Genomic DNA, 14,691 nt, shown 5'->3' with positions numbered 1-14,691 from the left:
CGGCGGGGGCGAACTATACGCTGAGCTTCACGGGTGGGACGCTGACCATCACGCCTGCCGCCCTGACCGTGACGGCGGGGTCGGGGACCAAGATCTATGGTGATGCCGATCCGGCCCTGGGTTTCACAGCCGCCGGCCTGGTGGCGGGCGACAGCCTGACCGGGGAGATCAAACGCGCAGCGGGGGAGAATGCTGGCACCTATGCGGTGGAACAGGGCAGCCTGTCGGCGGGGGCCAATTACACGCTGAGCTTCAATGGCGGCACCCTGACCATCACGCCAGCGGCCCTGTCGGTCACAGCCAATGCCGTCAGCCGGATTTACATGGATGAGGACCCGGCGCTGACCTTTACCGTCAATGGCCTGAAGCGCGGGGACAGTGCGGCATCGGCCCTGTCGGGGGCGTTGGGCCGGGCGGCGGGAGAGGATGTCGGCACCTATGCCATCGCTAAAGGCAGCCTGACGGCCAATGCCAACTATACGCTGAGCTTTACGGGCGCGGATTTCGCGATCCGGCCCGCCAACCTGACCCTGGCCGTGGTGGCGGCCAACCTGTCCAAGATCTATGGCGATGCCGATCCAGCCCTGACCTATGCGGCCACAGGCCTGCGCGGCAAGGACAGTCTGGACAAGGTGTTGGCCGGTGCCTTGAGCCGGGCGGGCGGCGAGGATGTCGGCAGTTACGCCATCAATCAGGGCAGTCTGGTCAGCATCAGTCCGAACTATACCATCAGCTTCACCCCCGGCACCCTGACCATCAGCCCGGCCAACCTCTCGGTGGCGGCGGCCATGGTGACGCGCACCTATGGCGATGGTGACCCGACACTGACCTATGCCGTTTCCGGCCTGAAGCGCGGGGACAGCGCGGGGACGGTGCTGTCGGGCAGCCTCGGTCGGGCGGCGGGGGAGGATGCTGGGACCTATGCCATCAACCAGGGCAGCCTGGGTCTGACGTCGCGGAACTATACCCTGTCCTTCACGGGCGCGCAGATGGTGATCAACCCGGCCCTGCTGACCGTGGCCGCCAATGCCGTGTCCCGGATGTATGGTGCCAACGATCCGGCCCTGACCTTTGCGGTGTCGGGATTGAAGCGGGATGACAGTGCGGCGGGTGTTCTGAGCGGCGGGTTGGTGCGGGCCGGCGGCGGCAATGCCGGACGCTATGCCATTACCCAGGGCAGCCTGACGGCCAATGGCAATTATCGGGTCAGCTTCACCGGTGCCGATTTCGTCATAACGCCAGCGCCGCTATCGGTGCTGGTCGATAATGCCACGCGACAGGCGGGGGCGGGGAACCCGGTCTTTACCGCGCGCTTCCAGGGCTTGGTGAATGGCGATGGGGCGGCGGTGCTGACGGGGCTGCGGTTCCAGACGCTGGCCGATGCGGCGTCGCCCGCCGGCACCTATGCCATCAATGCCGACGGTATCGGCAATGGCAATTACCAGATCACCTATGTTGACGGTCTGCTGACCGTGACCGGTGGCGGTGTTCTGCCGCCTGTCGTGGCCGAAGCCGTACCCGTGACGACCATTACCAAGCCGGTGACGGCCCCGGTGGTGCCCGTGGTCGCGGCCCCCGCGGCGGTGGCGAGCCCCGTTGTGACGCCGCCGCCGGCCCCGGTGGCCGCCGCCCCGACGCCAGCCGGCGATGGCGGGTCGGCGGCGCTGGCGGCGGTGAACCAGAGCGTGCAATCGGCCAGCGGGTCGGCGGCGGATGATGACAGCGCGGCGGAGGAGATGATCCCCGGCCTGCTGTCGCAGCAGCGCCGCCTGCCCGGTGAGACGCCGGACGGCACGCCGGGCCTGGAACAGCAATTCCCCAACCTGGGACGGGTGTGGTGATGGGCCGGCTGCCGCTTGCGATCCTGTCCCTGCTGCTGCTGTCCGCCTGTGCGGGCAAAGGGCCGGTGGCGGCAACCAAAGGGCCTGAGGGGCCAATCCCCCTGGGCCGCAATGCCATTGGCGAGGAATGCCGCGCCATCCCCATGGAAGCCGCCGAGGGCAAGGCCTTCGCGCTTTATTGCGGGGATTGGGAACAGGCCAGCGGGTCCATCGCGGTCACCGACCTGTATGATCCGCTGCCCGAGGGGCCAGAGGCGCGGGCCCGGCAATTGGCGGTGGAGGCGAACCGCACCGCCTGGGCCGGCAGCCTGGCGCAGAAGGCCATTTGCCAGGCTGCGCAACCGTTGCGGGGCGGGGCGGGGCTGCTGGCCCAGTGCCAGCTGCGCGAGGGGGGCTGGCCCTATGTCGGGGTGACGCAAGTCGACGGGCGGCGGATGGTGCAGGCCGATGGCATTCCCGCCGTCGCAAGCCTGCTGATGGACGCGCCAAGACTGCTGGAGGCGCGACCGGTCACGAATGGGGCAGATGTGACAGCCCTGCTGCGCGCCGCATTGGGGGATGAGGCGCTGCGGTTCGGGCGAGGGGATCTGAACAGTTTTGAGCGATTGGCGGAGGTGGGGCGCCTGTCCAATTCCGTGGAGGATTATGCAGGGGCGGAGGCCGCCTATCGCCGGGCGCTGGACATCCAGGGCAAGGCGCTGGGCGCCGACAGTCCGGGGGCGGGTGACACACTGATGGCGCTGGCCCTGGAAGTGTCGAACCAGGGACGGGGGCCGGAGGCGGACGCCCTGTTCCGCCGCGCCGATGCGCTGTTGCAGAAGAGTTTCGACAAGGCAGCGCGGGCGCGGTTGGGCAGTTACATGGCGTTCCATGCCGCCAATAGTGGTGATGCGCGGCGTGCCCTGTCGCTGGGCCGGGACAGCAGCGCCATCCGCCGCGCCATCGTCGATGATCTGGAGGAACAGGCGGGCGGCGGGGCCAATCGCGCCGTTCTGGGCAGTCTGGTGGCGGCCAGGGGCGACCTGATCCATTCGCTGCTGCTGGAGGCGACCGTGTCGTTGCGGTTGCAGCAATATGGGCTGGCCGAGGCGGCGACCATGGAGGCGGCCAACCTGTTCAGCCGCACGCGCGGCCTGCCGCCCTGGTGGCATGCGCGCATCCTGGGCATCCAGGGGCTGGCCAAGGCTGGCAAGGGCGATGCGGCGGGTGGTGCCGCCCTGATGTCCAAGGCCGTGGGGTCCAACAAGCAGCTGTTCGGGGCGGGCTGGCCCGTGGCGTCCAGCATGCTGGAGCTGGGCCGTGTCTATGCCCAGGCCGGCATGGATGCCGAAGCGCTGGCCATTTACCGCGAGGCGCTGTCCATGCTGGCGGCGCTGGATACCGAACGCGGGCAATTGCCCTTGGACCGGCTGGCCCCGTTCCTGGATGTGCTGTACCGGCAGGGGCAGGCGGATGCAGGCCAGCGCGCGGCCCTGCATGCGGAGATGTTTGCGGCCCTGCAGATGGTGCGCGAAGGCGTGGTGGGTCAGACCATCACGCGGGCCGCCGCCCGTTTCGCCAGCAGCGACCCCGCGGTTGCCGACCTGATCCGCCGACAGCAGGATGCGGTACGCAACCGTGACCGGTTGCGGATCGAGGCGGCGGCGGAAACCGCGAAGCCCGATGCGCAGCGGGACAAGGCGCGTGAAGCCGATCTGTTAAAGCAGTTGCAGGCATCGACGGCAGACGCCCAGGGGCTGGAGCGGCAGTTGCAGGCCGCCTTTCCCGATTATGCACGGCTGACCAAGCCGGCCCCCGTCACTGCCACCGCCCTGTCGGCACGGCTGGGGGAGGGGCAGGCGCTGGTGCAGTTTGCCTTTGCGGCCAGCGGGTCCTATGGGTTCATTCTCACCAAATCCGGTATCCTGGCATATCCGGTTACGGCCACGCGTGCCGATTTGCAGGAGAAGGTGGGGGAGCTGCGCCGGTCCATCACGCCGCGTGCGGGTGTGCTGCCGCCGTTTGACCTGGACCTGTCGCATGATCTCTATGTCCGGCTGTTCGGCGGGGCGGGGGAGGTGCTGGCGGGGGTGAAGCATCTGGTGCTGGTGCCCTCTGCCGCCCTGTCCAGCCTGCCGCCTTCCCTGCTGGTGCGGGAAAAGGCGGTGGGTCGCGATTATGCCAAGGCGGCCTGGATGGTGCGGGATATGGCCCTGTCGGTGGTGCCGTCGGTGCCTTCCTTCCTGGCGCTGAACGCCGGACAGGTGCGCCCGGCGGCGGCCAAACCTTTTATCGGCTTTGCCGCGCCGCCGTTTCAGGGCGGGCAAGCGGGTGGGTTGAAGGCGCTGGGCGAGGAATGCCGCACCGATGCGCCGCTGGACCCCACGCTACTACGCGCCCTGGCCCCCTTGCCGGAAACAGCGGACGAGATAAGGGCCATTGGCGGGCGGCTGGGGGCAGCGTCGGGCGACCTGATCACGGGGCCGTCGGTGACTAAGGCGGCGGTGCGCGGGGCGGGGCTGGACCAGTACCGCATCGTCTATTTCGCCACGCACGGGTTGCTGCCCGGTGAGTTGCGCTGTCAGGCGCAGCCGGGGCTGGCGCTGGCCCCGCCGGACCGTCCGCCGGCCAGTGCCGCCGATGACGGGTTGCTGACCGCGTCCGATATCGCGCTTTTGCGCCTGAACGCCGATCTGGTGGTGCTGTCGGCCTGCAACACGGCGGGCGGGGATGCGCGGTTGGGTGGTGAGGCGCTGTCGGGTCTGGCGGAGAGCTTCTTCTTTGCGGGCGCCCGCTCGCTGCTGGTCAGCCATTGGCAGGTGCCGTCGGCACCGACGGTGCGGCTGATGACGGGGCTGTTCGCCAGTGGGGGCGACGCCGCCCAGGCGCTGGCGCGGGCGCAAAGGCTTCTGGCGTCCGATCCCGCGACGGCGCATCCTTTCAATTGGGCGGCCTTCACCCTGGTCGGTGCCGCCCCACAATCCGGTCAAGGAGTTTGATCCATGCTTCGTTCTGCCCCGCTTCTGGCGCTTGCCCTGCTGCTGGCCGGTCCTGTCCAGGCGGCACCCCTGGTGGTGGTGGAGGCCAAGGGCAGCGATCTGGCGCCCGGCGCCACCATTGATGACAAGGCGCCGCTGACCCTGGCCGATGGGGCGCGCGTCGTCCTGATCGGGGAGGATGGGGCGCAGGTGACCCTGCGTGGGCCGTTCAAGGGAACACCGGCCAGCGCGGGCCAAGGGGCGACGCAGCAGCTGGCGGGGCTGCTGTCGGCACGCGGGGCCGATACGACCAGCCTGGGTGCCGTGCGCGATGCGGGTGCGCCGGGACCGTTGCCCGAGGCCTGGGTCGTGGACCCGGCGGTGTCGGGGGCGGCGTGCGTGAAGCCGGGGCAGGAACTGGTGCTGTGGCGGGCCGATGCGACCAAGCCCGCTAGCCTGACCCTGATGCCCGCCGACCGCGCCTGGACCGCCAATGCCGAATGGCCGGCGGGGGAGGGGCGGCTTGCCCTGCCGGAACTGCCCATCGCCGATGGCGGGACCTTGCTGTTCGAACTGAACGGGGCGGCGTCGGCAGTGACGTTCCATATGCTGCCGGCCAGCGTGACGGCGCCGAAAATGGCGGCGGGCTGGATGGCGGCCAAACAATGCGACCGGCAGGCGCGGGCGTTGCTGGCGGGGGGGTGAGGGTGGTGCCTGTGGCTGAGCGATTTGCCCTCACCCTCCCAAGCCTTGACAGGCTTGGGCCCCTCCCTCTCCCACGTTCGTGGGCGAGGGGTGGAAATTTTGCCCCTCGCCCGCTTGCGGGAGAGGGAGGGGCCCGCCCGCGTTGGCGGGTGGGAGGGTGAGGGAGCGAGCCATGCCGATCCGCCGCCTTCTGACCTTTGCTGCGATCCTGCTGCTGGCGGGGCTGGCGCCGGTGTTGCTGGTGCGGGCCGCGCCGTTTCTGCAGGGGATTGAGAATTGGGTGGCGGATTACCGGGTGGCGACGATGACGCCGGCCCAGCCGCAGCAGCCCGACATCGTCATCGTCGCCATCAATGAGGATACGCTGGCGCGGTTCCCCTATCGCTCCCCCGTTGACCGGGCGTTTCTGGCGGGCGTGCTGCGAGCGGTAGAGGCCAAGGGCGCGAGGGCGGTGCTGCTGGACGTGCTGCTGGATCAGCCGACGGAGCCGGAGAAGGATCAGGCGCTGGCCGATGCCATCCGGGCGCTGAAAATCCCCCTGGTGGTCAGCCATGGCGGTGCCGAGGAGGGGCTGACCGAGGGGCAGGTGGCGTATCTGAACGCGTTTGTGCCGGCAGATAAGCGCGGTTGGGCCAATCTGGTGAAGGATAATCTGGACGGCACGGTACGCTGGATATTTCCCGGCAAGAACGGGGCGGATGGGCATTGGCAGGCGGGTGTGGTGCCGGCCCTGGCGGCGCATCTGGGCCTGAACCCGCCGCGCGCGCTGACACCCATCGCTTGGCGCGGGCGGCCGGATGCGCAGACGGCGGCCTTCCGGCAGTTCCCGGCCCATGCCGTGGCGGTGCTGCCACCCGCCTGGTTCAAGGACAAGATCGTGCTGGTGGGGGCCGACCTGTCGGATCGCGATCGGCATATCACGCCGTTTCGTACGGCCTTTACCGGTAATGCCGGGGTGCTGCCGGGCATCACCATCCATGCCCATGCCCTGTCGCAACTGCTGGAGGGAAGGGTGGCACCGGCGCAGGGGGTGGGGCTGGCGCTTGGTGTCGGGCTAATCGCGGCGGGGCTGGGTCTGGTGCTGGGGTTGGTGGAGATATCGCTGTGGCTGCGGGCGCTGCTGGGCCTGGGGCTGGTGGCGGGTATCTGGCTGCTGGCGGGGCCGGCCTTTGCCAGGGGCAATATCCTGCTGCCGCAAATCGGGCCGTCCTTGTCGGTGATGCTGGGCCTGTGGCTGACCGATATCTGGCGCGGGCGGCGGGACCGGGACCAGAAGCGGTTCGTGCAGGCGGCCTTTGCCAAGTATCTGTCGCCGGCCCTGCTGGACGATATCCTGAAGGACCCGTCCAAGCTGTCCATCGATCCCAAGCGGCGCGACATGTCCTATGTCTTCACCGATGTGGCGGGGTTCACCACCATATCGGAGGGGATGGACGCCACCACGCTGGCCGATGTCATGAACCGCTATCTGGACGGCATGGTGAAGGTGGTGTTCGCCCATGGCGGCACCGTCGACAAGTTTATCGGCGATGCCGTCTTCGCCCTGTTCGGGGCGCCGCGCGACATGGCGGACCATGCGGCCCGTGCGGCGGCTTGTGCCCTGGAACTGGACCGGTTCGCGCAAGGTTTTCTGGCCGCGGAGACGGAGGCGGGGCGGCCCTTCGGCATGACGCGCATCGGTGTGCATTCAGGTCCGGCCAGCGTGGGCAATTTCGGATCGGATGCGCGGTTTGAATATACGGCCCTCGGCGATGCCGTGAATACGGCGGCGCGCCTGGAAGGGCTGAATAAATATTTCGGCACGCGGGTGGCGATGAGCGGGGCGACGGCGGAACGCTGCCCCGACATTCCGCGCCGTGCCATCGGGCGCATCGTCCTGAAGGGCAAGACCGAACCCATTGCGGTATTCCAGCCCCTGACGGGGGAAGAGGCGGCGGGCGGGTTCATGCAGCGCTACACCCAGGCCTACGCCGCCATGGCGGCGGGGCAGGCCGAGGCGATGGCCCTGTTCCAGGCGCTGGCGGCGGAACGGCCCGAGGATGGGCCGGTGGCCCTGCATCTGGAGCGGCTGGGCAAGGGCGGTAGCGACGATCTGGTCGTCATGTCGGATAAGTAATCCGCTTGCCAAGGGGGCGCTGCGGGACCGATAACACGCCATCGCATTCAGAAGGGGCTGGTCATGGCCGAGGGCATTCTTAACCGCAAATTCGTGCCGGCCGGCAAGCAGCTGTTCCTGACGGGCGAACGTGGCGAGCATATGTATCTGGTGCAGTCCGGTCGCATCCGCATCTGGCGCGGGGAGCCGGAACATCCGGTCGTGCTGGCCGAGGTCGGGCCGAACTGCCTGTTCGGGGAAATGGCCCTGATCGATGAGGGCACGCGGTCGGCCTGTGCCCATGCGGTTGAGGATACGACCCTGATCGTGATTTCCGGCGAGAAGGTGCGCCAGCGCCTGACCGAGGCGGACCCGTTCGTGGCCAGCATTGTGCGCATCCTGGCCCGCAACCTGCGCGCCGCCAATGACCAGCTGGAAGGGCTGATGGGTCAGGTTTTGGCCGTCAGCGCCATCAAGGCCCGCGAAATCGCGCCCAACAGCGATACGCAGACGTTGGCGGATGAGGGGTGACGGGGGCGTTGATCCCTCACCCTCCCATTGACTGGCGTCAATGGGCCCCTCCCTCTCCCACCTTCGTGGGCGAGGGAAGAAGTTTTCGCCCCTCGCCCGCTTGCGGGAGAGGGAGGGGCCCAAGCCGGTCAAGGCTTGGGAGGGTGAGGGGGCAAGGTGAGAAGAATCAACAGCGTTTGGATCAACCCCGCCGCCGCGTCGAACCCCTGACCACCAGTTTCGCCGGGATGATGGTGCGGTCCAGCAATTGGTCGTTCATCAGGCGCAGCAGGTTTTCCACCAGCAATTCGCCCGCCGCCACCGTGTCCTGACGCACCGTCGTCAAGGGCGGGTTGGTGTAGCTGGCGGCCTGGATATCGTCAAAACCGATCACCGAGACATCGCCCGGCACCGACAGGCCCCGGTCGCGCAGGGCGTGCAGGGCGCCGATGGCTACCAGATCACAGGCGGCGACGACGGCATCGAAGTTCTGGCCGCTGCCCAGCAGGCGCATGGCGGCGGCGTGGCCCGCCTCTTCGGAGGTCTGGCTGTCCAGACGCAGGGCGGGGTCGGCGGACAGGCCGGCAGCGGCCAATGCCTTCAGATAGCCCTGGTGCCGGTCACGGTATTCGGGGCAGTTTTCCGAGATATCGCCCAGGAAAGCTATGCGGCGATGACCCATGGCGATCAGGTGGCTGACCGCGTCGGCCATGCCCTGCACATTGTCCGACCCGATGAAGTGGCCCGGCTGTCCGGGCAGAACGGGCCCCCAGGTGATGTACTGAATGCCTGCTTCGTCCAGCGACGATATCTTGTCCAGGTATGAAGTGTAATCGCCATATCCCAGAAAGATGATGCCGTCCGCCCGCTTGGACGCCGCGTAATCGGCGTGCCAGTCGTTGGAGGATTGCTGAAACGAGATCAGCAGATCATAGCCGCGCTTGGCACAGGCTCGGGTCACACTGCCCAGGATGGACAGGAAGAAGGGGTTGATCAGCGATTCAGAGGTGCCCGGATCCTCATACAGCAGCAGGGCCAGCGTGTTGGTGCGCTGGGACCGCAGGTTGCGGGCATTCACATCGACTTTGTAGTTCAGCGCGCGGGCGGCCTGTTCGACCTTCAGGCGCGTATCCTCACTGACCATGCTGTCCCGGCGCAGGGCGCGCGAGACCGTGGATTGTGAGACGCCCGCCAGTTCGGCGATATCAAATGACGTCGGCCTTTTCGCCCGCATCGTTATCCCGGCTTCTGCCTGGTTGTTCCCTGGTTGCACCATATAGAGGGGGTATGCCGTCTGGCAATCGGGCGAAAGGGTAGGACGGGTGCTTCGCGGCACCTTTGTTGCCCTTTCGCCGTTATCTGTTCCCTTAAACGCCGGGCGGGCGCGTCCGCGCCCTGTTAGCCGAAATAGTCCCAGTCGATGCCGGCCAGCCGCCCCTCGGCCTGACCATAGGCCAGGAAATGTTTCACGGCATTCACGCCCGCCGCCGCGACATCGGGATTGAGGCGCAGATATTCCTGGGCGTTGAAATAAGGGCTGGCCTGTCGCCCTTCATTCAGACCATAGGTCAGGTAATGGTCCAGCGCCCCGATGGCACCCGCCCGCACGGCCCCAGCCACGTCCGGGTTTTTTTCCAGATAATAGGCGGTGTCGAAATAGAGCGAGGCGGCCCGGCCTTCCGCCTGACCATATTTCAGGAAATGGGCATAGCCGCTTTCCAGTGCGCCATTGCGCACGGCGGCGGAAATGTCGGGATAGCGGTCCAGATAGAAGCCTTCGTTGAACAGGGTAAAGCCGGTGGCGCCGGGCCGCCCCTCAATCCGGCCATAGGCGTCGTAATGCGACTGGCCCGACACGAAAAGCCCCGCCCGTACTGCCGCGGCCACGTCGGGGTTGGCAGCCAGATATCCCGCCTCATTGAACAGCGACCCGCCGGCCCCGCCCAGGAACAGGGCACCACGGTTGAAGACGGCGATTTCCACACCGGTCAGGAAATCCCGCCCATCCGGCCCCGACAGCAGGACGCCGTCGCCATCCCGCGTCAGGGTGAAGGCCGACCGTTCGCCCCCGAACAGGGCGATATCGATGCCGCCGCCGCCGTTCAGCCGGTCATCACCCGCCCCGCCGACCAGAATGTCGAAGCCCGACCCGCCGGTCAGCGTGTCAGCCCCGCGCCCGCCATTGAGATAGGTATCCAGGCTGCTGGCCTTCAGGCTGTCGTTCGCGTCGCCGCCATAGGCGCGTTCGATCTCCCCCGCCCGGAACAGGAGATTGCTGTTGCCATCCAGGCCACCGCGTCCGGTTTCCAGGTCGATCAGCAGCGCGCGGGTGAGGGCGCCACCGTTCAGGGTATCCACGCCGCCGGGCCGGTCGTTTAGCCGGTTGTCGCTGTTCAGCAGATCGTTGATCAGGAACAGATCATCATTGCCCCGATCCTCCCCGAACACGCGCAGGGTCCAGGATTTCACCTCCCCCACATTGCCATTCTGGCCGCCGGTGACCTTCAGGGTCCAGTCGCCCTGCGCCTGCTGCCCCATCAGGGCGGCGCTGGAGAAGGTGAAGCGGATATCCTGCTGTGATGAGCCGTGAACGGAGATCAGGCCCGATCCGGGGCGTTCCAGAAGGGTGGCGATGGCACCGGTCGGGCTGACCAGCTGGATCGTCAGGTCGCCGATCCAGGTATGGTTAATCGCCACGTCCACTTCGACATGTTCGATGGAGAGGTTGTTGGAGAGCGTGACCGCGGAGGTGCTGAAACCACCGCTGGTCAGGATCGGCAGGCCGATATCGGGCTGGTAGCTGGCCGTCAGGCTTTGTTCGTTGGCCAGCGTGCGCTGCCCCTGCCAGGTTTCCGCCAGACGCACGGCGGTGCGGGCATCGACGATGCCGAATCCCTTTTGCGTGTCGTGCAGCAGTTTCATGCCGTTCCAGCCGAAAACACCCGGCATGGCAGAATCGTATGACCGTTTATTGCCGCTGGCGGCCAGGATCATCTGCACATCGCGGTAGCCCAGGTCCGGATTGGCCTCCAGCATCAGCGCCACCACACCGGAAATGCCGGGGGCGGCGAAGCTGGTGCCGGATTTGGTCGTGCTGTCGCCCGTCTCATACCCGACGCTGCCGGCCCGGTCGGTGGTCACGATTTCGACGCCGGGGGCCGCCACCAGCACCGATGTGCCCGGTGTCGAGAAGCCGGCGATAGAGCCCTGATTGTTGGTGGCGGCGACGGCGATGGTGAAGCGGCTGTTCTGGAAATTATGCAGATTGCCGTTATCGCCGAATTCCCCGCTATTGCCGGCGGATTGCACCACCACGGTGCCCAAGCCCTCGCGGCCTTCGGCCACCAGCCGGCGCAGGGCGGCGCCACTGGCCGTCATGGTGGTACCGAAATCATCAATAAAGGCGCTGTCGGGGGAATACTGAAAAGCGTTGCCCAGGCCCCAGCTGTTGTTCAGTACGTCCACCTTGCCCAGCGCATGGGTGAAGGCGGCGGCGAGAACCGTATCCAGGGTGGTGGACGAACTGCTCAACCGGCTGTAGATGGAGACAAGGTCGGCATTATAGGCCACGCCGACGCCGCCAATTTCGTTGCGCTCCGCCGCGATGACGCCGGCCACGGCGGTGCCATGATTATCCTGTGCCCGCACGGGCACCCCGCCGGGAAGGCCGGTGTCGGCATTGATCGACAGGTCGATGCGTTGATTATCGTCCAGATCGGGGTGATTGCGGTCGATCCCCTGATCCAGGATACCCACCCGGACGCCCCGGCCCGTATAGTCGGCCCAGACGGGGGTGACATTCAGGCCCTTGTCCCCCAGATGCCATTGCTGCGTGAATAGCGGGTCGGTGGGAAGGCTGGTGCTGGCCGTCGCCTTGCTGCCGGACGCGGTGGGGGACAAGCCTATGGTGGACAGGGTGTAGCCGCCCGTGGCGGCCGTATCGGCACCCGCCGCCGACAGGTAGAAGCGCCCGCTGGTGGTGGGGGTGAAGGCGATGTGGGATTGGCCGGGGCCGGCGCTGCCCGTCAGCAGCGTGCCGCCAGTGCCATCCAGCAGGGAAAGGGCCGGATTTTCCAGCCGCTGGCTACCATCCCGGCGTGTCAGCAGGTCGAAGACATAGGAACGCCCGGCCAGCAGATCGATGGCGAACCAATCCTGATCGCCCCCCTGATCGATGATGCCCCGCACCGATCCATTGACGGACAGTGCGCCTGCGCCCGATATCGAGGCCGCAAAATCATCGGCCAGGGCCAGGTCGGCGGAGACCTGATAGAAGCCGATATCCATGATCCAGGCGGATTGGGCCACCAGATAATAGGTGCCGGTGCTTTGCGGTGTGAAGATCAGGTGGGCATTGCCGTCATCGCCGCCGTCATCATCATAGGCGATCTCCCGCCCACCGGCATCGACCAGCCGTAACAGTGGATCGGATACCGGGATCTTGGGCTGCGTGCTTTCATCCCCGCTCATGCGGAAGCTGTAGCGGGTGCCGCCCGTCAGCTGTACCGCGAACCAGTCCTCATCCCCGCGCCGTTCCAGGATGGAGCTGAAATTCTGGCCGATGGTCAGGCTGCGGGCGCTGGCCGCGCTGTCGCCGACACTGTCGGCGGGGGCCTGCACATCCATCACGCTGACCCGGTACTGGCCCGTGAATGTACCGCCGCCCTGGACCTTCAGATAGAGGGGCTGGCTGGTGGTGGCGCGGTAGACAAGGACATTGTCGACATCCTGCGCCTGCGTCCGCGCCACGACGGCGCCATCAAAACTGATCAGTTCGGCAACAGGGGCGGTGCCGGCAATGCCACCTGTCAGGGCGATGCGGTAATGCGTGCCGTTCAGCGCCTGCAACTGCATCACATCAATATCACCGGCCCGGTCGATGATGCCGGCCAGCCCGTCGCCAAGGAAGGGGGCGGTGGCAAATGTATCGCCGTAATCATCGTCCGCCGGACGCAGCAGCCGCCTGCCATCGGCATCGCGCAGGTCCAGCCACTGATCCCGCCCCACCCCCGCCAGGGTGAAATGCGACTGGTCGGGCGTCAGCGCAAAAAGGCTGACCACGGTGTTGCCGGCCCGGTCGGTCGACAGACCGACATTCTGGCCGTTATAGACGCCGCCCAGATCCAACCTGTCCTGGGCGGGATTGAAATCCAGGATCAGGTCCTGGCCTTCGCCGGTCAGCAGCCGGAAGATATCGGCCCCGGCACCACCGCGCAGCGTATCATTGCCGGGGCCGCCATTGATCGTATCGTTGCCGTCACCGCCGGTGAGAATGTCGTCCGCCGGCGTCCCATTGATTTGCATATCCGCGCCCCATATCGCCCCTGACGATATTTATGGCGGTGGGACTGTCGCATGGTCAAGTGGAGCCGCAATGATATTACGCTTTGTGGGTAACAATCTGTCGGGATTGATATAAGAACGACCGTTCGTTATAATCCACCCTTCAAACCCCGGATGGTGGAAATGAGCGATCCCGTGAGCGCCCTGCAGGCCGAGCAGCAAGTCACCCTTGCCACTGCCGATGGCTGGACCTTGGCGGGCCGCCTGTTCCTGCCGGACGGGGAGCCGGTGCTGGCCATCGTGCTGCATGGGGCGACGGGTGTGCCGCGCGATTATTATGCGAAGTTCGCAGCCTGGCTGGCCGGCGCGCGGCAGGCGGCGGTGCTGATCTATGATTATCGGGATTGCGGGCAGTCGGCGCGGGGACCGGTGCGGGCGGCGCGGTCGGATATGGGCGACTGGGCCGTGACCGATCAGGCGGCAGCCCTGGACTGGCTGGCGGCGCGATATGAGGGGCTGCCGCTGGAGGTGGTGGGGCATTCGCTGGGTGGCATGGGGTTGCCGTTCCATGAAAGAGCTGACCGGGTGCGGCGCCTGACGACGGTGGCCACCGGCCCCTCACACTGGACCCGGCATCCCCTGAATTATATCGGCAAGGCGGCGGCCTTCTGGTTCGTGTTGGGGCCGGTGGCGACGCTGCTGCTGGGCTATCTGCCGGGCCGCATCCTGGGGCAGGGGGCGGATCTGCCGGCGCGCGCCTTCTGGCAATGGCGGCGCTGGTGCACCACGCGGGGCTTCTACCGTGCCGATTGGGGCCGCGCCCTGCCGCAGCCGGACCTGACCCGCATGACGGGGGAGGTGCGCCTGATCGCCGTGGCCGACGACCCCATGATCCCGCCGCCGGTTGTGCGCGACCATGCCGCCTTCTTCCCCGCCGCCACCATCAGCCATCTGGTGGTGGACCCACAGGATGTGGGGGTGAAGACCATCGGCCATCTGCGCCTGTTCTCCGAACGGTGCAAGGCGGCGTGGCCGCTGGTGGCGGGGGTGTGAGGGTATGTCAGAGTTTTGAAACACCCCTCATGTCATTCCCGCGAAAGCGGGAACCCAGCGTAAGCAGCGATAGCTGCGACATGACTCATATCGGCGCTGACCGCGCCTTGACGCTGGGTCCCCGCTTTCGCGGGGATGACGGTTGAGGTAATACCAACTTGATCCGTCTAAACCTGATAAGCTTCGGTCACACTAGTGCAATGACGCTGACAAAGGATTCACAAGATGGCGTCGATGTGAGAATCTG

Annotated in this window: 8 protein-coding genes; 6 read left to right on the top strand and 2 right to left on the bottom strand. The window is 66.7% G+C overall.

Annotated features, from left to right (window positions below):
* The 5 genes from ACODSP_RS27715 to ACODSP_RS27695 form a co-directional block, all read left to right on the top strand.
* Positions 1 to 1,841: MBG domain-containing protein (locus ACODSP_RS27715; protein WP_488968738.1), on the top strand; the 1,841-nt coding region annotated here is incomplete at its 5' end.
* Entirely contained in the window at positions 1,841 to 4,819 is a 2,979-nt protein-coding gene (locus ACODSP_RS27710) for a CHAT domain-containing protein (RefSeq protein WP_488968737.1), read from the top strand. The genes ACODSP_RS27715 and ACODSP_RS27710, both read left to right, overlap by 1 nt.
* Before the next feature lie 3 nt (positions 4,820 to 4,822).
* Positions 4,823 to 5,503, top strand: coding sequence for a hypothetical protein (locus ACODSP_RS27705; protein WP_488968736.1), 681 nt, complete (start codon positions 4,823 to 4,825; stop codon positions 5,501 to 5,503).
* A gap of 172 nt (positions 5,504 to 5,675) precedes the next feature.
* The gene (locus ACODSP_RS27700; RefSeq protein ID WP_488968735.1) at positions 5,676 to 7,619 is read left to right on the top strand and encodes a CHASE2 domain-containing protein; all 1,944 of its coding nucleotides are present in this window, start codon (positions 5,676 to 5,678) and stop codon (positions 7,617 to 7,619) included.
* A gap of 63 nt (positions 7,620 to 7,682) precedes the next feature.
* On the top strand, positions 7,683 to 8,129 hold the full coding sequence (locus ACODSP_RS27695; protein WP_054169963.1) for a Crp/Fnr family transcriptional regulator: 447 nt from the start codon (positions 7,683 to 7,685) through the stop codon (positions 8,127 to 8,129).
* Positions 8,130 to 8,310: 181 nt separating this feature from the next.
* Here the strand turns inward: ACODSP_RS27695 and ACODSP_RS27690 are convergent, their stop codons facing one another.
* Together ACODSP_RS27690 and ACODSP_RS27685 are read right to left on the bottom strand one after the other, a co-directional pair.
* Positions 8,311 to 9,342, bottom strand: a complete 1,032-nt coding sequence (locus ACODSP_RS27690; protein WP_488968734.1) for a LacI family DNA-binding transcriptional regulator — start codon at positions 9,340 to 9,342, stop codon at positions 8,311 to 8,313.
* 164 nt (positions 9,343 to 9,506) lie between these two features.
* Entirely contained in the window at positions 9,507 to 13,412 is a 3,906-nt protein-coding gene (locus ACODSP_RS27685; RefSeq protein ID WP_488968733.1) for a S8 family serine peptidase, read from the bottom strand.
* Between the two features lie 162 nt (positions 13,413 to 13,574).
* Between ACODSP_RS27685 and ACODSP_RS27680 the strand changes: the two genes are divergently transcribed.
* Positions 13,575 to 14,444, top strand: coding sequence for an alpha/beta hydrolase family protein (locus tag ACODSP_RS27680; protein ID WP_488968732.1), 870 nt, complete (start codon positions 13,575 to 13,577; stop codon positions 14,442 to 14,444).
* The last annotated feature ends 247 nt before the right edge of the window (positions 14,445 to 14,691 follow it).

Source organism: Niveispirillum sp. FG156 (genome assembly GCF_057809555.1).
Note: the sequence above shows the minus strand (reverse complement) of the source record. Positions and strands in the feature narration are given on the sequence as shown.

Coding starts and splice junctions, on each gene's coding strand:
- ACODSP_RS27705 (WP_488968736.1), top strand. CDS start 4,823: ATGCTTCGTTCTGCCCCGCTTCTGGCGCTTGCCCTGCTGCTGGCCGGT.
- ACODSP_RS27680 (WP_488968732.1), top strand. CDS start 13,575: ATGAGCGATCCCGTGAGCGCCCTGCAGGCCGAGCAGCAAGTCACCCTT.
- ACODSP_RS27690 (WP_488968734.1), bottom strand. CDS start 9,342: ATGCGGGCGAAAAGGCCGACGTCATTTGATATCGCCGAACTGGCGGGC.
- ACODSP_RS27695 (WP_054169963.1), top strand. CDS start 7,683: ATGGCCGAGGGCATTCTTAACCGCAAATTCGTGCCGGCCGGCAAGCAG.
- ACODSP_RS27700 (WP_488968735.1), top strand. CDS start 5,676: ATGCCGATCCGCCGCCTTCTGACCTTTGCTGCGATCCTGCTGCTGGCG.
- ACODSP_RS27710 (WP_488968737.1), top strand. CDS start 1,841: ATGGGCCGGCTGCCGCTTGCGATCCTGTCCCTGCTGCTGCTGTCCGCC.
- ACODSP_RS27685 (WP_488968733.1), bottom strand. CDS start 13,412: ATGCAAATCAATGGGACGCCGGCGGACGACATTCTCACCGGCGGTGAC.